The sequence below is a fragment of the Bradyrhizobium liaoningense genome (genome assembly GCF_018130955.1).
GTDB classification, from domain to species: domain Bacteria; phylum Pseudomonadota; class Alphaproteobacteria; order Rhizobiales; family Xanthobacteraceae; genus Bradyrhizobium; species Bradyrhizobium liaoningense_C.
Genome location: NZ_JAFCJM010000102.1, coordinates 1 through 18,593, shown reverse-complemented (window position 1 = coordinate 18,593; position 18,593 = coordinate 1). Strand labels below are relative to the sequence as shown.

Annotated in this window: 25 protein-coding genes and 1 pseudogene; 20 read left to right on the top strand and 6 right to left on the bottom strand. The window is 60.0% G+C overall.

Going from position 1 to position 18,593, the window contains the following annotated elements; all coding sequences use genetic code 11:
- Nucleotides 1-8: 8 nt before the first annotated feature.
- Genes JQ632_RS37700 through JQ632_RS37685 form a run of 4 tightly spaced genes read left to right on the top strand, consistent with a single transcriptional unit; the run spans nucleotide 9 to nucleotide 2,053 of the window.
- Entirely contained in the window at nucleotides 9-638 is a 630-nt protein-coding gene (locus JQ632_RS37700; protein ID WP_212407780.1) for a phosphatase PAP2 family protein, read from the top strand.
- Entirely contained in the window at nucleotides 625-1,230 is a 606-nt protein-coding gene (locus JQ632_RS37695; protein ID WP_212407779.1) for a cupin domain-containing protein, read from the top strand. Before JQ632_RS37700 ends, JQ632_RS37695 begins: the two co-directional genes overlap by 14 nt.
- Complete coding sequence (locus JQ632_RS37690; protein WP_212407778.1) at nucleotides 1,227-1,574, top strand: DUF3147 family protein; 348 nt, start codon at nucleotides 1,227-1,229, stop codon at nucleotides 1,572-1,574. Before JQ632_RS37695 ends, JQ632_RS37690 begins: the two co-directional genes overlap by 4 nt.
- Nucleotides 1,571-2,053: a DUF3147 family protein gene (locus tag JQ632_RS37685; protein ID WP_212407777.1), complete on the top strand. Its 483-nt coding sequence runs from the start codon at nucleotides 1,571-1,573 to the stop codon at nucleotides 2,051-2,053. Before JQ632_RS37690 ends, JQ632_RS37685 begins: the two co-directional genes overlap by 4 nt.
- Nucleotides 2,054-2,071: 18 nt before the next feature.
- Here the strand turns inward: JQ632_RS37685 and JQ632_RS37680 are convergent, their stop codons facing one another.
- Nucleotides 2,072-2,587 (bottom strand): ferritin-like domain-containing protein, encoded by a 516-nt coding sequence (locus JQ632_RS37680; protein WP_212407455.1) that lies wholly within the window; start codon nucleotides 2,585-2,587, stop codon nucleotides 2,072-2,074.
- Between the two features lie 322 nt (nucleotides 2,588-2,909).
- Between JQ632_RS37680 and JQ632_RS37675 the strand changes: the two are divergent.
- From JQ632_RS37675 to JQ632_RS37650, 6 genes and pseudogenes are all read left to right on the top strand, one after another.
- Nucleotides 2,910-3,970, top strand: a pseudogene (locus JQ632_RS37675) (ROK family protein).
- Nucleotides 3,971-4,080: 110 nt separating this feature from the next.
- Nucleotides 4,081-4,302 (top strand): hypothetical protein, encoded by a 222-nt coding sequence (locus JQ632_RS37670; RefSeq protein ID WP_212407776.1) that lies wholly within the window; start codon nucleotides 4,081-4,083, stop codon nucleotides 4,300-4,302.
- 14 nt (nucleotides 4,303-4,316) lie between these two features.
- Nucleotides 4,317-4,718, top strand: coding sequence for a hypothetical protein (locus tag JQ632_RS37665; protein WP_212407775.1), 402 nt, complete (start codon nucleotides 4,317-4,319; stop codon nucleotides 4,716-4,718).
- Between the two features lie 16 nt (nucleotides 4,719-4,734).
- Nucleotides 4,735-5,592 carry an SDR family oxidoreductase gene (locus JQ632_RS37660; RefSeq protein ID WP_212407774.1) on the top strand — a complete coding sequence of 286 codons (858 nt, stop codon included), beginning with the start codon at nucleotides 4,735-4,737 and terminating at the stop codon, nucleotides 5,590-5,592.
- 411 nt (nucleotides 5,593-6,003) lie between these two features.
- The gene (locus JQ632_RS37655; RefSeq protein WP_212407773.1) at nucleotides 6,004-6,618 is read left to right on the top strand and encodes a hypothetical protein; all 615 of its coding nucleotides are present in this window, start codon (nucleotides 6,004-6,006) and stop codon (nucleotides 6,616-6,618) included.
- A 283-nt stretch (nucleotides 6,619-6,901) separates the two neighbouring features.
- Complete coding sequence (locus JQ632_RS37650) at nucleotides 6,902-7,063, top strand: DUF2934 domain-containing protein (RefSeq protein WP_212407772.1); 162 nt, start codon at nucleotides 6,902-6,904, stop codon at nucleotides 7,061-7,063.
- Nucleotides 7,064-7,245: 182 nt separating this feature from the next.
- Here JQ632_RS37650 and JQ632_RS39900 read toward each other — a convergent pair whose 3' ends face one another.
- A complete protein-coding gene (locus JQ632_RS39900; RefSeq protein WP_249152816.1) occupies nucleotides 7,246-7,416 on the bottom strand; it encodes a hypothetical protein in 171 nt (56 codons plus the stop codon).
- 609 nt (nucleotides 7,417-8,025) lie between these two features.
- Here JQ632_RS39900 and JQ632_RS37640 point away from each other — a divergent pair.
- The 4 genes from JQ632_RS37640 (at nucleotide 8,026) to JQ632_RS37625 (ending at nucleotide 10,376) form a co-directional block, all read left to right on the top strand.
- Complete coding sequence (locus JQ632_RS37640; RefSeq protein WP_212407770.1) at nucleotides 8,026-8,553, top strand: inorganic diphosphatase; 528 nt, start codon at nucleotides 8,026-8,028, stop codon at nucleotides 8,551-8,553.
- A 481-nt stretch (nucleotides 8,554-9,034) separates the two neighbouring features.
- On the top strand, nucleotides 9,035-9,307 hold the full coding sequence (locus tag JQ632_RS37635; RefSeq protein ID WP_212407769.1) for an AI-2E family transporter: 273 nt from the start codon (nucleotides 9,035-9,037) through the stop codon (nucleotides 9,305-9,307).
- Nucleotides 9,308-9,378: 71 nt separating this feature from the next.
- Nucleotides 9,379-10,086 carry an AI-2E family transporter gene (locus JQ632_RS37630; RefSeq protein ID WP_212407768.1) on the top strand — a complete coding sequence of 236 codons (708 nt, stop codon included), beginning with the start codon at nucleotides 9,379-9,381 and terminating at the stop codon, nucleotides 10,084-10,086.
- 47 nt (nucleotides 10,087-10,133) lie between these two features.
- Nucleotides 10,134-10,376, top strand: coding sequence for a hypothetical protein (locus JQ632_RS37625; protein WP_212407767.1), 243 nt, complete (start codon nucleotides 10,134-10,136; stop codon nucleotides 10,374-10,376).
- Nucleotides 10,377-10,933: 557 nt separating this feature from the next.
- Here JQ632_RS37625 and istA read toward each other — a convergent pair.
- Nucleotides 10,934-11,824, bottom strand: a complete 891-nt coding sequence (gene istA, locus JQ632_RS37620; protein ID WP_249152815.1) for an IS21 family transposase — start codon at nucleotides 11,822-11,824, stop codon at nucleotides 10,934-10,936.
- A 163-nt stretch (nucleotides 11,825-11,987) separates the two neighbouring features.
- Between istA and JQ632_RS37615 the strand changes: the two genes are divergently transcribed.
- Together JQ632_RS37615 and JQ632_RS37610 are read left to right on the top strand one after the other, a co-directional pair.
- A complete protein-coding gene (locus JQ632_RS37615) occupies nucleotides 11,988-12,131 on the top strand; it encodes a hypothetical protein (RefSeq protein WP_212407766.1) in 144 nt (47 codons plus the stop codon).
- 324 nt (nucleotides 12,132-12,455) lie between these two features.
- The gene (locus JQ632_RS37610) at nucleotides 12,456-12,695 is read left to right on the top strand and encodes a DUF6894 family protein (RefSeq protein WP_212407765.1); all 240 of its coding nucleotides are present in this window, start codon (nucleotides 12,456-12,458) and stop codon (nucleotides 12,693-12,695) included.
- Nucleotides 12,696-12,724: 29 nt separating this feature from the next.
- Here the strand turns inward: JQ632_RS37610 and JQ632_RS37605 are convergent, their stop codons facing one another.
- Nucleotides 12,725-13,117, bottom strand: a complete 393-nt coding sequence (locus tag JQ632_RS37605; protein WP_212407764.1) for a hypothetical protein — start codon at nucleotides 13,115-13,117, stop codon at nucleotides 12,725-12,727.
- Between the two features lie 1,181 nt (nucleotides 13,118-14,298).
- On the opposite strand from JQ632_RS37605, the gene JQ632_RS37600 reads away from it, so the two are divergent.
- From JQ632_RS37600 to JQ632_RS37590, 3 genes are all read left to right on the top strand, one after another.
- A complete protein-coding gene (locus JQ632_RS37600; protein ID WP_212407763.1) occupies nucleotides 14,299-14,559 on the top strand; it encodes a hypothetical protein in 261 nt (86 codons plus the stop codon).
- Between the two features lie 115 nt (nucleotides 14,560-14,674).
- The gene (locus tag JQ632_RS37595) at nucleotides 14,675-14,893 is read left to right on the top strand and encodes a hypothetical protein (protein WP_212407762.1); all 219 of its coding nucleotides are present in this window, start codon (nucleotides 14,675-14,677) and stop codon (nucleotides 14,891-14,893) included.
- A gap of 368 nt (nucleotides 14,894-15,261) precedes the next feature.
- Entirely contained in the window at nucleotides 15,262-15,582 is a 321-nt protein-coding gene (locus tag JQ632_RS37590) for a hypothetical protein (RefSeq protein WP_212407761.1), read from the top strand.
- 328 nt (nucleotides 15,583-15,910) lie between these two features.
- On the opposite strand, the gene JQ632_RS37585 is transcribed toward JQ632_RS37590, so the two are convergent.
- Complete coding sequence (locus JQ632_RS37585; protein ID WP_212407760.1) at nucleotides 15,911-16,150, bottom strand: hypothetical protein; 240 nt, start codon at nucleotides 16,148-16,150, stop codon at nucleotides 15,911-15,913.
- 515 nt (nucleotides 16,151-16,665) lie between these two features.
- On the opposite strand from JQ632_RS37585, the gene JQ632_RS37580 reads away from it, so the two are divergent.
- Nucleotides 16,666-16,932, top strand: a complete 267-nt coding sequence (locus JQ632_RS37580) for a hypothetical protein (RefSeq protein ID WP_212407781.1) — start codon at nucleotides 16,666-16,668, stop codon at nucleotides 16,930-16,932.
- A 43-nt stretch (nucleotides 16,933-16,975) separates the two neighbouring features.
- On the opposite strand, the gene JQ632_RS37575 is transcribed toward JQ632_RS37580, so the two are convergent.
- Nucleotides 16,976-18,247: a DUF892 family protein gene (locus tag JQ632_RS37575; protein ID WP_212407759.1), complete on the bottom strand. Its 1,272-nt coding sequence runs from the start codon at nucleotides 18,245-18,247 to the stop codon at nucleotides 16,976-16,978.
- Nucleotides 18,248-18,593 lie beyond the last annotated feature (346 nt).

The window sequence follows — 18,593 nt, the reverse complement described above, 5'->3', positions numbered from 1 at the left end:
TTTGAGTCATGTTCAATAGAGCTAGAGTTTCAGAAAGTCACCTTAGAAGGCCAAGCGTTCCGGTCACCGTTCAGCCGACTAAAGCGGATGTCGTGGCCGCACGCTTCATCGCCCGCAACACTGCGCCGGCTCCGGAGATGGTAGCCCGCGCCTTGACCTGGGGCGCTGACGAGAAGGTCCTTCTGGTTCTGGCGGCGGCTGGCTGGCTGGCGTCGCGCGGGCAGGGCGAGCAGCTGCGGCGCGCCGGCAACCATGCTCTGCTGGTCACGGTCGCGGCGTCGCTGCTGCCCCATGGTTTGAAACGTCTGTTCGACCAGACCCGACCGGACCGCAGGACGGTGATCGGGCACCTCCACGGCGTCCCGTTTTCCGGGAAACGTGAGGACGCCTTTCCTTCAGGCCACGCGCTGCACATGGGAGCTTTGGCATCGGCGGCCGGCGCGTTGCCGGCCGGCCCGCGTCGGGCGATCCGCTCCATCGCGGTCGGCATCTCGCTGACGCGTTTAGTCGTCCTGGCGCACTGGGCGAGCGATGTCGTCGCAGGTTTTGCACTGGGAGCGGCTCTTGAACGGCTCTTGCGGCTCTGCACCGGCTATCCGCTCGACACTTCAACGGAGAACGATCATGCCAACCCTTGAGGATCTAAAGGGGTACGCGGAACGCGCCACCGGTTTGCGACGCCCCGGCAAGCGGAAGGCCGTGGACCTTGCGCAAGTGCGAAAGCCGCACACGGTCCGCTTCAGGGACGACGGTCTCATTCCCAATCATCCGCGATGGCCGCTGATCATCTACCGCAGCGCCATCGCTCTCGACGAGCGTCACGACCCCGCGGCCGTGATCGAGGACCTGTTCGAAGCGAACGGATGGGCAGACACCTGGCGCGACGGCATCTACGACTACGTGCATTATCACTCCCGGATCCATGAGGTGCTTGGCATCGCACGCGGCAAGGGGCGTGTTCGGTTCGGCGGCAACAAGGGCAGTATCTTCACCCTGAAGGCCGGCGACGTTGCCATTCTGCCCGCCGGCACAGGTCATCAGTGCCTGTCAGCAGACGATGACTTCCTCGTCATCGGCGCCTACCCGCCGACAGGGACGTACGACGAATGCACGACGGTTGAGGATCGTCCGCGCGCGCTTAAGACCATCCCGAAGGTGCCGCCGCCACGCAAGGATCCGGTCTACGGGACCGGCGGGCCGCTCTCGAAAATTTGGAGGAAAGTGAAATGACCGAGTATGTCATCCGCTTCCTCGCCGGGGGTGCCGTCGTGTCGGCCTTCGCGATGCTGGGAGATCTTCTACGTCCTAAGAGCTTCGCCGGCCTGTTCGCGGCCGCCCCCTCCGTCGCGCTCGCCACGCTCGGAATCGCGGTGTACCAGCACGGCGCCCACTACGCGACTTTGCAAACTCAGGCGATGATTGCCGGAGCGATCGCGCTCGCCGTTTATAGCGTCGTTGTCTGCCAGATCCTAGTTCGCGCGAGGATGCGAGCATTGCCCGCCACTGTGCTATCTCTTGTCGTCTGGCTGATCGTGGCCTTTGGCGCCCTGACGCTTGCCGGGGGGCAGACATGACGCCGATCCGTTTTTCGCCGTCATCTCTCAAGGAAGGCCGCTGGTACGAATACCTGATCCGCTTCGCGCTCGGCGGCGCCGCGACCGCCTTCGCTGGCCTCGTCAGCAGCCGCTATGGAGCCTCTATCGGCGGGCTTTTCCTCGCCCTTCCGGCGAACTTCTGCGCCAGCGCCACGCTCATCGAGAAGCACGAAATTCGCCGCAAGCGTGAGGCGGGCCTCGCCGGCGAGCGCCGCGGGCAAATGGCGGCCGCGGTCGAATCCGCCGGCGCCGCGCTCGGCGCGCTCGGCATGCTGGCCTTTGCGATCGTATTTTCGTTGGCTGCGGAAACGAGCGTCGCAGCCGCCTTCTTGGGTGCCTCGCTTGCGTGGTTGGTCATTTCGGTGGTGGCGTGGTACTCGCGGCGCAAGATGCGGTCGGCGCGGAGAGTGCGGATCGAACAAAAAGGCAGCGGCTCTGCAATTCAGCGTAGCCGCTAAGATCGAGCGACGCTGCCATCAAGCCGCGCTCGACGCCTTCCTGTTCACACCCTTGCGCAGCGCAACCGTATTGAGTTTGGTATTCGCCGCCTTCTCCTCATTGAGGTTCGTGGTGAGAAAGCGCACGATGTCGTCGTGACCGAGCTCCTCGGCCCAGGCTATGAGCGTGCCATAGCGGCAGATTTCATAGTGCTCGACGGCCTGTGCGGCCGCGACGAGGGCGGCATCGAGGACGGCCTTGTCCTCGATCTCGCCGGCGATCTCGTCGGCCTCCTTGATGATTCCGTCGATCGCTGGACAGTGCGTGCCGCCAGGCTCCTTGCCGAGCTTCTCGAACACGTTCTGAAGCCGCTCGACCTGCTTGTTGGTCTCTTCGAGATGGCCTTTCAGCCCCGCGACGAGGTCTCGGTTGGTCGCCTTTTCGATCATCTTAGGTAGTGATTTAATGATCTGCTGCTCGGCGTAGTACATGTCCTGCAGACCGTGCATCAGCAGGTCTTCCATCGATTTTATGTCCTTCGTGAACATTCCCATATTTGAATCTCCTCTCCCAACGATGGCAATGGAACGCGGCTGACCGGCTGCCGTTCCCGCAGCTAACTCGTAATATCCGAAATTGACCAAGAACACTTGGTCAGCCGGCTGGTACCGCTCGATGGGCCTACGGGGCGATATGCCGCGGGGCATCCAGGAGGCGCTGTTCGAGTCGGCGATAAAGGAGCACGGCAGGGGCGCCTGCTTCTCGATGTTTCCCAAGCGAACACCGGGGAGACAGTCTAACAGGCGAGGAACGGGATAACCCTGAGCGTCGTTGATACAAGCCGCACGTTTCTCTGCGGCCTGTTCAAGGTTCAAGATGGCTGATGAAACGATCACGACCACCGGCATTGCCGCTCACGGCGCCTCCCGCCTCCCGTCAGTGGAGGTCGACAGCTTCAACATTGAGCTGAAGGATGAGGAGGGTTTTCTTGGGGATCGTGCCAGCAAGGGCGCTTTTCGGGAAACTCTCGAAAAATGGCGGAAGCCACTGCGCAAGTCAGGCGAAGACCCGTTCGGCAAAGAGCTTTCCGAAGACATCAGCAAGAAGGAACTCGACGCCATCCTGCTCGGCGACGACACCGACGCTTGGGCGGTCGTGCAGAGCGCTATCGAGGACTTCGCGCAGGAGCTCGCCCATGTTACGCGGCGCTTCCTCAAGACCAAGGCCTGGGATAAGACCGAGCGCATCGTGGTAGGTGGCGGCTTTAGCAATAGCCGGCTCGGCGAACTCGCCATCGCCCGCGCCGAAATCATCCTGAAGGCCGAAAACTTCAAGATCGAGATGATGCCGATCCACCGCCACCCAGATGACGCAGGCCTTATCGGCGCGCTCCATCTCGCTCCTTCCTGGATCTTCGAGGCTCATGATTCCATCCTTGCCGTATCCGCTGTGGCGTTGTGGAAACACGTCGCAAGAAGGCACCAGATCTCACCAAGGCGTGCGTGTGGAAGTCCGAGCTGCGGCGTCATGCCGACGACGAACCGAGCCGTGAGGAAGCGGTTAAGCGTCTCGTCAAGATGCTCAAGGACCTGATCACGAAGGCGGATAACGAAGGATTCAAGCTCGCGCCGTTCATCGGCATCGCGTGTCCTGGCGTCATCGAGAGCGACGGCTCTATCGCGAAGGGTGCGCAGAACCTGCCCGGCAATTGGGAGAGCAGCAAGTTTAATCTGCCGATAACTCTGGTCGAAGCCATCCCTCAGATCGGAGAACATGACACGGCGATCGTCATGCACAACGACGGCGTGGTGCAGGGCCTGTCCGAGGTCCCGTTCATGCAGGACGTGAAGAGTTGGGGCGTGCTGACGGTCGGCACCGGCCTCGGTAACGCCCGCTTCACCAACCGCAACGGCAAGAACGGCAAGAGCGAACGCTGAGCCTAACCCTCTTTCGAGGTAGGCCGACACAGCAAGAATATCGGGAAGGGAGGAACGTCGCGCCCCGCCAACTGTTTGCTCAATCATCGCGGAGCATAGGAGGAGCATCCATGCCTACGCAGATTGTTTTGAACCATAGCGGGGACACGCGGCACGAATTTGACGCGGCAGACCTGGAAGCATTGGCCAAGGCGGAGCAGCGCTTCAAGAAATTGACCGGCAAGGGATTCACTGCAGCAACGCGGACGGGGCCCGGCGAAGTCGCCGTAGTGCGGGCGTTCGACCCGACGGCCCAGGAGACGTTATTTTACCCGCGCCTCGTCGGCGGCTAAGTGAGCGCTGGCCCATGCTTCTGTTCGGAGCTCGACGCCGGGCGGGTTCGCGGCTGCAGACGCTCCGCGAGCTCTATGCCAGCTTCATCGGAGAAAACTCGCCAGAGGCCCGCGGCCGCCATCTGCTGCGCGCGTGGCTGTCACCGGTACAACTCGCGCAGTTCGATGAACACCGGTACTTCGATGTGGTCGGTTGCGATACGGCCAAGCGCTACCGCATCAGCTATGGGATGGCTGCGAACGTCCACGAGCTCGACGGGGCGGGGGCGCCCAGGGTGGGTTGGTGCTTCGCGCCTTCAGCACGCCTTGTGCCCGGCGACGTGATGCTCGCGCAGAAGATTGCTCTGGAAACCAACGAGAATGCCGCGCTCTCTGTAGCGAACGAGTTTCCGCCGCGGATGCCGTTTAACCGATGACCGTAGGGAGAATGCCATGCTCGATTATCCGCGCCCGCCTTATCCCAGCCAACAGCAACCGATGCCCGGTTCGACTTCGGCGATGAAGCCACGTCCGGACCATGGCGAGAACAGCTACAAGGGATCGGGCCGTCTTGCAGGCAAGAAGGCCGTCATTACCGGAGGAGACAGCGGGATCGGGCGAGCGGTGGCAATTGCATATGCCCGCGAGGGAGCCGACGTGCTCATTTCTTATCTCGACGAGCATCAAGATGCCGAGGAGGTGAAGGCTCTCATCGAGAAGGAAGGCCGCAAGGCTGTCTTGTTTCCCGGAGACCTGCGAAAGCCAGATTACTGCCGCGCCGTCGTTAAACGCGCCGTCGATGAACTCGGCGGGATCGATATCCTCGTCAACAATGCAGCGCATCAGGCCACGTTCAAAGATATCGCGGATATCAGTGATGACGAATGGCAGAGCACGTTCGAGGTCAACATCCATGCGATGTTCTATCTCTCCAAGGCGGCCGTTGCGCATATGAAGTCGGGGGCCGCCATCATCAACACTGCTTCCGTGAATGCCGACATGCCAAACCCCATCCTGCTGGCCTATGCGACCACCAAGGGGGCGATCCAGAACTTCACGGGCGGTCTTGCCCAGATGCTTGCCGAAAAGGGCATACGCGTTAACGCCGTCGCGCCGGGCCCGATCTGGACACCGCTGATTCCGTCAACTATGCCATCGGACACGGTAAAGAACTTCGGCAAGCAGGTGCCGATGAAACGAGCCGGGCAGCCGGCTGAGCTCGCAACTGCCTATGTCATGTTAGCCGATCCGCTCTCGAGCTATACGTCCGGTGCGACGCTTGCTGTAACAGGCGGGAAACCTTTCATCTGATCGCGAGGGCGACGAGACGGAAGCTTAGTTTTGCGTGACGCCCTAGCGCGCACACCATTGCTAGTGGCCGCGGTTCTCGTCCTGCTTGTTTGTTCTTCTCCAGCATTGAAACCCGCAACCTTCACAGACTGGTATCTCCTCACCAATCCTGCCCGGCAGTTTTTGAGCGCCGAGCTTTGGGCTTCGTCTCCGATCGATTGCTGACTAACGCCAGAACAGTGCAAGCAGCAGGATCACCGGAAGAGGAATGCCCAGCAGCCACAATAAAGCGCCTCTGCCAAGTGTCATGGCGCTATCCTCCTGTTGTTTCCCGGAAAACCAAGTCCAGAAGCCGCCCGAAGTTCCTGCAACAGGAACGGACGATTCAACCGCGCGTTGGAACCGGAGCATAAGCTACTGGAGGAGTTCGCCATGGCTACACGCACCGTTCCCAATGTGTTTTTTGGCTGGACATGGTCAGCCGTACTGGCCGGCGTGTTCACTTCGTTGGTTGTCCAGATCCTGCTGACCATGCTGGGGTTCGGCATCGGTCTGCTCGCGATCGACATTCCCACTGCTGCATCGGCGCCTGCTGGCGCAGGCTGGGCCGCATTCGTGTGGTGGGCGGTCTCAGGGATCATCGCCGCATTTCTGGGTGGCGCCGTTGCGGCAGCCAATTCGCCGGATCAGACCGCCCTCGGTCGGGTCGGGCACGCGATGGCCGCCTGGGCGGTCGCAACCGTCGTGGTGGTCGGTGCGGCGGCGATGTTGCCGGCTTCGGCGACCAGCATCGCCAGCAACCTCGTCGGCCCGTCATATTCCGCCAGCACGCGCGTCGCGTACTGGTCGAACAATACGGGACGGGAAACCGTCGGCGCGACAACGAGAGCTGCAACGCCCGCTCAAATTGATGCAGCCCGGACGCACTTCGCATATGCAATGTTTGCAAGCTTCTGCGCCCTTCTTCTTGGTGCGGGAGCGGCCTACGCCGCCGGAATGGCGACCACGGGCCAGGCAGTCAAGGAAGCGGCCCGACCGGTGATGTGACAACTCATAAATGGCCGAGGTTTGGTGCAGGGCGCTACGTGCACTGGTGATAACGTGACTGTGTCCTGAGGTCCGCCTTGGGTACGGGAGCGGCGGTTTGGTGTCGGCGAAATCCCCCTACCGTCCTACGGATGCTTCTCGATTCTTTCCGCCCTACTTCCCGTACTGAGCGTAGCGCCGACCATCACGCATCTTGGACCGGCAGGTACAAAAAGCAGCCTGGAACCAATGATGTGTATCCGGCATTTGGCTTGCACCAACAGGGAGGCCAGAAGGCAATAACATGGCTGAACCGAACGAGGACGAGATACGAACCTACGCCCATCAGCTCTGGGAAAAGGCCGGGCGGCCTGAAGGCCGCGACAAGGAGTTTTGGGAATTGGCCCAACAAGAGTTGCGGAATCAGAACAAATCTTCTCCGGCGCGCACCCCCGATAACCTCTAGATGAGCAAGAATTGCCCAATCTGCGCATCTGCTGCGTTTGTGAAAACCATCCGCAGCTGACTTGGACCCAAGACCCAATGAGCGTCAGTGCGGCGCGGGGATGCGATAGTTGTCAGCAGGAAGGACGTGATCCTGGCCTCACCTTAGAGGCTGACGGTGTAAGCGCTGAGCCCAAGGAGGTCTTAGCGACGCGAACGCCTCTTCGTTGCGCGCCGGTTGTAGGGTGAACGGTTGATGGGCTTCAGGGAAATCCCTTCGCGCTGCGCCTTGCTGCGGATAGCCGCGACGGGACGTTGAAGTTTGATGCTCATGACTCCGGTCGGCGTGTTGCCCTTCGCGAGCTGCTTGAGCATTTTCACATCTTCGCTCGACCAGGGTTCACGCGTACGACGCTTGTATGAGGGATTTGCCTTGCGCGGGCCCTTCTTGCCGATCGGTGAGCCGGGTCGCTTCCATGATGCTCTTGCCATTAAGGTCCTCCTGTAAGTCTTTCTTGAACGAAGGAATCAGCAATTCGGTTCCGATGAACAGGAACGGCAGGATCGGCGGGAAGTTCTTCGTTGATCAGGGGCAACGGAGGTATCAGTGCGCGTCCGACTAGCATCGATATGTCTTGTGCTGTCCGGTGGCTTGGCGATTGCACAGCCTGCCAAGCCGGCGGACGACCTTAGCGCGCCGACCGGGCGTTCGGCGCCCGAAGACAAAGGTCAATTGCAGCCGCAGGGCTGGACCGGGCCTACCAACACCGGTTCAGGTGGTGCGCCTCCGGAAAGCCCCCAAGGGCAAAGCCCACCACGGATGCAGCCGGCGCCGGACGGATCGACAAAAACCACAGTCGAGCCTCCCAAGTAGCCTCATGTGCTCTTGCGCGCCGGCGCGGTAACGCCGGCGCGGCGCGAAGGGAGGAACAAACGATTCACGTTGCCGTTTCAAAGGCCAGACAACGCAGCGCGTGCAGACCCATGACGAACCTGAGCAAGCTCCCGACGTGGGCCGACGAGAAAAATATCTACGCCGTGATCGAAACGCCCCGTGGAAGCACCTGCAAATTGGAGTTCGATCCGGAGCTGAAGGTTTTCACGCTTGCGAAGCCCCTAATGGTGGGGCTCACCTATCCGTATGATTGGGGCTTCATTCCCTCGACACAAGCCGAAGATGGCGACCCGCTGGACGTTCTCATCATCCACGTTTCCCAGACGTATCCGGGCGTCGTGCTCCGATGTCGGCCGATCGGAATCCTCGAAATCCTCCAGAAGCGCAAAGGCAAGGAGGAGCGCAACGATCGCATCTTTGCTGCGCCAGAGCGCTCGCCGTTAGAGAGCAATCTTGAAGACATCAGGGATCTGCCGTCTCGCGCCGTCGAGGAGCTCGAACAGTTCTTCCGCGCGACGAACGCGCTCGAAAATAAGGAGCTTGAATTCCTCGGGTGGCGCGGCCCCGGAGCCGCCGTCAAGGCCATCAAGCGGCTATCAATTGCGACGGGTGGCTAGAGCATCCGCCAAAATGATCCGTCCGACGTTCCAATCTGCTTGCCATGGCCGATTTATAGATCCCAGAACTCTAGCAACTCATGCGTCCGCGCCGTCATCCTGTGTGCTCTTATCACTTGAGAACACGCCAGTTCGGCGGCCGGCCCGTCACCATCCTTGAGGGAGTACTATTGATTCATCCAATCGGAAACGACCGTAGATGTTCGCCTGGCCGCATCCGGCAGACCATGTGACAAACCGCGCATTCCCGCGGCTCGCAAAAGGCCATGTGAGAAAACGAATGTTTGAGCCACGGTTCCTACCGTATTGCAACAAGTTCTTCTGCACCTAAGGCAGAGTCGCCGATCGCAGCCGAGGAAACAAAGGGAACATCCGGCCGTAATTTATGGTGAGCTGAGTAGAACCGAAACCGAGCCTTTGAGATATGCCGGGCCCATCCCGTCTGTGGACCTTGCCTGGAAGCCACATCGCGAGCTCTCTATTGCCCGCAGTGGTCGCGAGCAATCTCTTCATCGGCCTCGCTCTTGTGGCGTTGCTCTATTTCGGGCGTGAGCTCTTTGTGCCGGTTGTCCTTGCGTTGCTGTTGAGCTTCGTGCTCGCTCCGGTTGTCCGGCTTTTTCGTCGCTTATATGCCGGCCGCGTGGGCTCAGTTCTTGCCGCGGTGGCGCTTGCATTTCTGCTGATTTTCGGGCTCAGCGCTATTATGACCCAGCAGGTCGCACAACTCGCCGAGAACCTGCCCGCTATCAGCTGACGATCAGCGATAAGATTCATTCGGTCCAAGACGTCGCGCTCAGTCCGGGAATCTTCAATCGGCTAAAGGATATGCTCGGAGATCTCCGCCAGGAAATCTCCAAGCCGCAGGAGCAAGGACGAAAGAATGCAAGCTCTCCTCCGCCCGCCCAGACTTCTGCAGGAGAACCCCAGGTTAAGCCCCTGCCGGTGGAAATCCAACAGCCGCCGCCTAAACCGTTCGATGTCGTGCAAACAATCGTCGGGCCGCTGTTGGCGCCTCTGGCGACGACGGGCATTGTTATCGTTTTCGTGATTTTTATGCTGCTTTTTCGCGAAGACCTGCGGGGCCGTTTTGTCCGACTTGCAGGCGCGCAGGATTTGGGGCCCACGTCCGAAGCGATCGACGATGCCGGTCGGCGACTGAGCCGGTATTTCCTGACGCAAACCTGCATCAACGCAACGTTCGGGATTATCATTGGGATCAGTCTTGCGGTGATCGGCATTCCCAACCCGGTGTTGTGGGGCATCTTCGCGGCTCTAATGCGCTTCGTTCCTTATATCGGCGCATTCATCGCTGCCGCAGTCCCTGCGGCGCTTGCCGTCGCGGTGGATCCGGGGTGGTCCATGTTCTTATGGACGGTGGCCTTGTTCGTGATCATAGAACCGATCCTCAGCCAAATTGTGGAACCCATGCTGTATGGCCACAACACCGGACTCTCGCCGGTAGCTGTCGTGGTGGCTGCAGCCTTCTGGACCTGGTTATGGGGGCCAATCGGACTTCTACTTTCGACACCCTGACGGTATGCCTGGTAGTATTGGGGCGTCACATCGAGCGATTGGAGTTCATGGATGTGATCCTAGGTGATCAGCCGGCGCTCACGCCAGAACAGAATTTTTTTCAGCGTATGCTGGCCGGTGATCCCGACGAGGCCGCGGACCAAGCCGAGAAGTTCATGAAGGAGAAATCCCTCTGCGCCTACTACGATGAAATTGCAATTCCTGGGTTAGTGCTGGCGCGCTCTGACGCGCACGCGGCGCTCTGGACCTGGAGCGCCTGCGCCGGATTAAGGAAACCGTCGAGGGCGTGATCGATGATCTTTCCGATCACGATGACTGCGCTCCATCTGCCAAGAGCAACGAGGACCTCCATGACTCCAACACACTTGAAATCGAGGTGGTCGACGCTCCCGATCTATCGCCGCTCGTAGTACCGGCTAGAATGTTGAGACCCGATTGGCGAGACGGAAAGCCTGTATTGTGCATCGGCGCACGAGACCCACTTGACGAAGCGACGGCGAACGTGCTCGCGCAACTTCTCGAAATGGCATCGGCGCCCGCATCGAGCCTTCGACGGCCGCCTCGGCTTCCAACATCTTTGGGCTTGATACAGCAAATATAGGGATGGTCTGCGTATCTTGCCTTGGAAGCGGAAGTCCAGTGCATCTACGCTTCCTTCTTCGACGTCTACGTCGCAAAATGCCACACGCCACGCTCCTTGTCGGCCTATGGGGCTCGACCAAAGACTCGGAGGACGAAGAGCGTATGGATGACGAGACGATCGGCGCGGATTTCTATGCGAAGTCGCTCGCAAGGGGGTGAGCGCCGGATGATCGAGCTCCTCGAACAGTTTGCGCCGACTTCGCCCTCAGCTCCGGAGAGGTCGATCGTTCAGCTCGACAAGGAGCGCGTAAATCGCCTCGTTGAGGGCGGCGAGCGAGAAGAAGCGACGGTTGCGCAAGCGTGCCAGAATCCATCGCCCGACGATTTGGACCCCGACTTCGACCTTGGCTTTGTCGCGCGGACGATACGGTCGCGCCGGGACGATGGCGGTGCGGTAATGGCGGGCGAGATCGGCATAGGTCCGGTTGACCATCGGCTCGTGAAAGCAGGCCCGGGTGATGCCAGCCTTCAGATTATCGCTCACCGTCTGCCGCGTCGTGCCGCCGAAATAGGCAAAGGCCCGAACGTGCGAGGCGATCCAGTCCGGCAGGCTCTGGGTGAGGCTGGCTTCGGCGTAGGTGTAGTTCGAGGCGCCGAGCACGGCGACGAAGATCTGCGTGCTGCGCATCTCGCCGCTGAGCCCGTCAACCACCTCGATGGTGTGACCGGAATAGTCGACGAACAGCTTCTCGCCGGCGACATGGACCTGGCGCAGGGTCGGCTTGAGGCGGCCGGCCCACTCCTTGTAGCGTTCGTAGAACCACGCATAGCTGAAGCTGTCGGAGTTTGCGTCGCAATACTCCTCCCACAACAGCATCAGCGTGACGTTCGGGCGCCGCAGCTCGCGATGCACGAGCGCCCAGTCCGGATGTGGACGCTCGTCGCTGGGCCGATCGGAAGGCGGCGGAAACAGGCAGTTCTCGAGCCGGACGTCGTCGTCCAACTCCGGCGGCAACGGCCAGGTCAGGCCGGCGCGGCGAGTTCGATTGAGGTACTTGCAGATCGTGCCCTGGGCCAGGCCCAGGCTGCGAGCAACGGCGCGTTGCGACATGCCGACGCTGTAGTGCAGGCGTAGAACTTCACGAATGTGGCGCATGGACAGTCTCTCGGTCGGCATCTCGATCCTCTGCGGTTAGGCAAAAGACCAAGCTACCCGGGTTGCAGACTATCAGCGGTGCGCGCCTCCTGGTTGCCCCCGATCGCGATCGCTGGAAATAGCGATCACGATCGACTGGAAATGGTGATCACGCTGCTCTGGAATGGGTGATCACGATGGCCTGGAATCGGTGATCACGATCGGCTGGAACGCGCACAGTATCCTCATTCCAAAGCCGTTTGCGCGTGCGCAGCTCATCAGCGCGATTGCCAGCTTGCTCAATATCAGAACGCCGCCGGCGATCTGATAGTCGGTTGGCGTCGTTTCACGAGGGGGAGGCCGACAGGCAAGTTAATGTCCTCTCTGCCCTTTCAGTGCTACTGATGGGACCATCACCGGCAACGCTTGTCGTGGGCGTCGGTGGCTGAGAGAGACGCGCGCTCCCGCCAGTCAAGGAGGACCCGCTGATGGAAACTCCAGCTAAGCCCGCCACCGAGTCGCCCACCCAATGCCCGAAATGCCCTGGACTTCTGCGCTTCTGGTTGAAGCTGCCTGACCGCAACGGTGCGCTCGTTTTGGTCTATCGCTGCGGTCAATGCAGCGGCCTGGTTTGGGACGATTAAGGTCCGGCATGCCAAAGTACTATTTCGACTCGTGCGATGACGGCGCCGTAGCCGTTGACGAGGAGGGTATGGAATTGTCCAGTCTGGCGGCTGTGCAGGCGGAGGCCGCGCAGGCGCTTGCAGATTTCCTGGGCGAAGCTGCGCACGAACCGCAGCAAGACGGCTCCACCCTTCGAATGGCTGTCGAGGTGCGCGACAACAAGGGCCCGGTGCTACGAGTCGGATACATCTTCCGGCGGCGAAACTGAGACAGGTGCTTTGCCGGCACATGCCCGGCCTATTTGACGAGGGCGGCTGACTGCGGCCTGAGGATCAGAGCCGAGCACAGCTCGACCAGATCCGAGTTCGGATACGTTGTGCCGGGAAGCGACACCCATGCCTCGGGGAACAGCTTTCGCCTGTCCCAAGTATCGGCCTTGGCCAGCGCAACCTTCTTGTCGGCCACATCCGCCTGGGCGCCGAACTTGTCCGCACAGATCGGTCCGAGGGCCGCGATGACCGCCGTCTCCACCCGCTTGCCCGCGAGCTTGTCAGCGCCGCCGGCCGTCACCCAGTCGAAGCCGTAGCCTGTCCAGTTGAAGCCGATGACGACCGTCAGGATGGCACCAATAGCCATTCCTTGCAGGAGGCGCTTACGCGACTCTCCCTGCAAAATTGAGGGTAATTGCATGTGATTTCCTTTCGCCCGACTTGTTTCGGAGCGAGACAATGGACACCCGGATGGGTCCCAGTCGTTCAGTTGTAAGGAAGGCTCGGCCGCTTTGAGCTGGCGTTTCGATCACGACCACCGTGCGCTTACGCGGGCGCAAAGTCTATGTCTAGTTTCGCCTCAATTCGAAGCCGGGATTCGTCGGCCCTGGCTCACTGCTTTGTTGGCGCGACGACCCACCAAGATCGCCGCCATCGCCTCGCCTGCCCGCATGGCATGGTGCTTTCCTAATTGGGACACACAATTTCAAATTTAGGACGGAACGATTCATCGTCCGGATCCTTGGTCCTCAGCAATCGGCGACACGATCCCCCTGATACGATCCCCGAGAGCTAAAGCCCCGACCGGTCGACATTTTGCCCAATGCCCGGCGGTAGGTTTGAAACGGCCTCAGGTGCCCCGGCACTGAGGCCGTTCCGTTGGGCGCTCGCGAAGAGGAATGACGAACTGACAACGCAACGCCGCCAAGCCTTGAAACGATCGCTGGCGGCGCTGGGCCTCTATCCCGAGAGGGACTAACAAAATCCCGGGTTGGTCTGGATAGCTGCGCGAAGATTCAATCGCGGGGAATTAGGACACTGGAAGCTGCAGGCGGCCTTTTGCTTTACGTTGGAGCGCCCAGTCCTGGCGAAGTCAGCCACTTATTGACCTCAACGGCAGCATCTATTTGGCTTGCCTTCCGCAAAAGCTCGTCGCGACGGATGCTAAGGGGCATGCCTTTAGCTTGTTTGCGCAAGTTGATTGCCTCTTGCGTTAAACGGTATTCAAATGTCGATGATTGTTCGGGGCGTTGTCGAGCCAGCATGGTGGTGCTCCCTGTGGGGTTGGGCGGGAGCGCAAACCGGCGTTCTCAGTCACCGATGAAAGCCACGGTCCGGGCGGTGATGGAGCAGCAGACTCCCTTTCTGTTCGGAAGTCGAGTCAAATCGAATTTGGACAACCGTGAACTTCGAACCAGGATACGATCCACTCGGTGAGGCTGAAAATGCCGCAATGAACGTTCCTGCGCTTGCGACCGAAGCGAGAAGAAGGCGCCTTTCATTCGCCGCTGGGCAAGAAAGCGATGGCTATTGTGGCGGAGGGGGCGCATCCTGCTCTGCGGGCAGTGCCGGCGCCCGGCGTTTTACGAAAGGCAGGCGCGCATGACCATCCGTTCCCGACGTGAAGTCGTCACCTTCAACCATCCGTTCCGAATCAGGGGTATCGATCGCCAGTTGCCGGCAGGCGCCTACGAGGTCGTCACCGATGAGGAAATGATCGAGAGCCTTTCGTTCGCGGCGTTCCGCCGCGTCGCTACCATGATCAAAGTGCCGGCGGAGGGCTCGCGCGGGTTGACAATGGAGGTGGTCTCGATCGCCCCGGTCGATTTGTCGGACGCGCAGCGCATCGACGCAAGCATCTGATGGCTGACGAACCCTTGGACTCGACGGCCAATGCAGCGGCTCGTTTCAGCCATTTGACTTCGAGGAACCACCTGGCGCAGCTTGAGTTGATCCGGGTCGGCAGCCGGTTTCAGTTATGAAGGACCTCACGAAGGAAACAATGGATTTCGCCGCCGCGCGGCACCTCGCGGACGGCTTCAACTTCCGCGCCTACACTCCGCACAAGATCGCCCATGACTACACTCCGCACAAGATCGCCCATGAACTGCTGCGCTGGGATCAGGCATTCAAAGACGCAGATTACACGGAGCTCGTTGCGGCTGTGACGCTTTGGCAAAGTAGCACGCGCGACTAGGCAATGGCGATGAAGATGGATTGCGGCATGACACAAGCCCACCACAGAGCGCAGTATGCGTGACGGTCGCGCTTTGCGAAAGCATTGCGCCAACTGCGACCGACCGGACATTTTGCCGTTAGTCATATCTACGGAGCCGATTGGCTGTTTGGTCGAGGCAATGGCGCGGGTCCGCGGGGGAGGACTACCGCTGAATTACCATTGTCCGCCGCCGCGAAGGTGTACGTCCGAGGCAGCCGGGGCTCCTATGATCTGGTCGCCGCTAATTTTTCGAAAGGCTTCTGAATGGAGCCTTGCCGCGACGGTTGAGCGGCATGTGGCAAGCGATATTCCAGATCGATCCCAAGTCGATCCAGCGAGGTGAGACAATGGACAAATTCAAGATAAGGGTCGCACGCATCGAGATGATTTCGTCGAATGAACGAGGCGAGGATATTCGTTTGACGTTTCATTTCGAAGGCCATCAGACCAGTTTTGCCTTGCCAATCTTCCTGAACTCTCGTGAATTTGACGACACCGAAATCGTCAAGGTCGCTCGAAGCAAGTTGCATGAGGTTTTCCAGCAGCTTTGCAGTCAGTGCGAGAATTGGCAGTTATCGGACGGCGAACGTCGCGAGCTCGCAAGGATCAATGTGCGGCCAGCAACGCTGGTTCCACGAAGCCAGCTGCCGTCGTTGAATTCGAAATGAGCTATTGTTTCTCACCACGGCCTTCGTAGGATCGCGAGCCGCCCGCATGCACGTGACGCGCCGGGCTACGGATGCGATAGCCTCATGCGTCTGAAACGCATGCAGGATGAAGACTGGCAAGTAGCGTTCCTATGGAGGGTCCAATCCGGAGCGAAGATCGGAAGGGGGCAACCGGTCGGGGCCGTCTCCGGCAGACACAAGGAAACGGCCTCAGCGGTGGACGCGCCGAGATCGTCAGGCTCCGAACAGTGCAATCTGCCGAGGACCGGAAGCAGCGAGCAAACCAGCCTGAGCTGCTACTGTTCCTGATGATACGCGAACTCACTTTTTAGCGCGATGTCAGTCTGTAGACATCGCCTGGCTTCAGGTTGAGCGCTTCGAATAGTTTCTGTTGCTCTGCGGTGATGGGGGCCACTAGAACTTCGCCGTTCCAACCTCTCGGTGCCGCGGCGAGCACCAATGTCAGCGCCTGGGCTGGCTTGGCTAGCGCGATCCAGAGCTCTCCGGCAGCCCCATCCCCTGCAGACACTTCCACGATAGTGAACTCGGTGCCAAAGGACTCCGCCATGCGGGCTAATCCGGCCACGCATTGCTTGTTGCAAATGGCTCTTGACTAATTTGATGGGTGAGGACCGCGGGGCCGCTTACTATCCTTGAGCCATTCCTGACCGGTTCCTCCAGAAGGATGAAGAAAAGACTCGCGCCGCGACAACATAGGGCGCGCCCTCATACCATCACGGATCGTGGCTTTTATCGGTGATGAGAACGCCCCATCACAGCGCTCCCGCCTTCCTCTTATGAAAAGGAGCAGCGCATGGCAAGGCGTCGTCTTCGCATTAAGCACCAGAAAACCTACGAACAGCGTTTGGCAAAAGAGGTCGCGCGTCCCCGAGAGGGAACTAGCAAGATCCCGGATGAGGCCAACTTGCACATACTAAGTCGGAGCGGTCTGTTAGGTGCGCCACACTCGGCGGAGGAGGAATTAGGACAAACGCAGCTGTCGTTATTTCGAATCTATAGTCTGTGTTAGCCGCCGGGAACGAGGAGGGGCGCTAAGGATTCGTCCCGGCAGGAGCTCTCTTGATGCCGATGACAAAAGAGAGACGACCGCGGATTCGAACACTGCGGGGATGGGCGATCGCCGTTCTGAACGATGCCGGTGCCATCCGCGAGTGTGAGGAGCATGGCTGGATGCAGGATCGAGCCGATCGGCATGCCCGCGAGCGCGCCTTCGATGTCGCGCGTCAGAACCCGCCAGATGGCGTTCCACCCGAAGCTGCGGCCGCGGCGATGGAGGAGGTGCTAGACGGTATCGGCGACACTTGTCCCGAATGTCCCTCGCGCGATTGACGACCACAACTTCACGGTCAGAGGCGGGGCCTTGTCGGCAATACTACTCTGCCTGTTCGATTGCGGCCGGCATTTTTGCCACGGACATGAGCGATCGGGCGACCTGGTTGAGAAGCTGATCCGCATTTTCCTCCTCGGCCAGCGACTTCGACAAAAGACTCACGATTGCGCTGTGGCGCAACTGTTGGGCAAGGTTGCGCGCGGTGGTGTAGCCAGCAATTTCGTAGTGCTCGACGCGCTGCGCAGCGCCGATAAGGGCGAGGTCGGCGGCGGCGTCCTCCTTTTCCTCGCCCTCGGTCATGATCTCCTGGCCTTCCTCGACCAGGCCCATCATGCCCTTGCACGGTTTGGCGCGCGTCGATTTTCCGAGTAGCTCGAAACACTCGTTAATGCGCTCGATCTGCGCTTCAGTCTCTGCGAGATGCTGCTCGAACAGCTCTCGCAATTGATCAAAACGCGCCGCTTCCGCCATCTTGGGGAGGGCTTTCGTCAGTTGTTTCTCCGCGTGCAGGATGTCGCGGAGTTCGTCGAGCAACAAATCGCCTAAGCCATTCTCATCTACCGGCGACGAGCTTTCCGTTACGAGGGCTGTCGGCGGGCCGGCTTCTCCGGCCTGGATGGCCGGCGATTCCGTAAAGACCCAATCGCTGCCGTCGTTCCATGGTCCGCGGGTGTCGATCTCGCCATGATCGCCCGTACCCGTGGAATCGTTGAAGAACTGATTGACCAGGCCGGGGGTCGGTGCGATGCGGCCGATACTGAGGGCCGGCTTGCCCATGCTCTCGAGTGCCAGCGCGAAAGCTTTCATGTGGGTGATCTCGCGGGTCATCAAGAACTGGAGGGCATCCTTGGTGCCTGCGTCATCGCAGAAGTTGATCAGCCGTTCATAGACGATCTTGGCGTGCGCTTCGGCGGCGATATTGCTCCGAAGGTCGACAGCGAGCTCGCCAGTGATCTTCAGGTAATCGGCAGTCCAGGCGTTGCCCTGGGAATTGAATAGGTTCACCCCGCCGCCGCCCGCAATCGCAATCAGGGGATCGGCTTCGGCCGCCTGGCGATCGAACTTCGCCGGCTTGAGGTGCATGCGGGCGAGGGTACCCACGACTTCGAGATGGCTGAGTTCTTCGGTGCCGATGTCCATAAGCAGGTCTTTGCGATCCGCATCTTCGCAGTTCAAACCCTGTATCGAATACTGCATGGCGGCCGCGAGTTCGCCGTTGGCGCCGCCGAATTGTTCAAGAAGCATGTTGCCAAAACGTGGATCTGGTTCGTCGACGCGGACGGTGAACATCAGCTTCTTGACGTGGTGATACATGGAGGGCCTCGGGAGTGAGAGAGGATATCAGTCCCGAACGATAGCCTTGTGGGTTTGTTCCTACTCGAAGGAGATTCGCCGAGGATGATCGTTGAGGCGGAGACACGTTGGTTGAGCGCGAATAAATAGCGCACCCCAGAGTGCATTCGCCACGCGCAAGGTAGCCCTGCCATTGGTTTGATCAGATCAGCACTGAGCGCGATGCCGGCCGCGCGACGGACCTCGATGACCGGTCGCGCGTTGGAAAAGGTGCTCTACCTTTGCGATCCTTTGAGTCATGTTCAATAGAGCTAGAGTTTCAGAAAGTCACCTTAGAAGGCCAAGCGTTCCGGTCACCGTTCAGCCG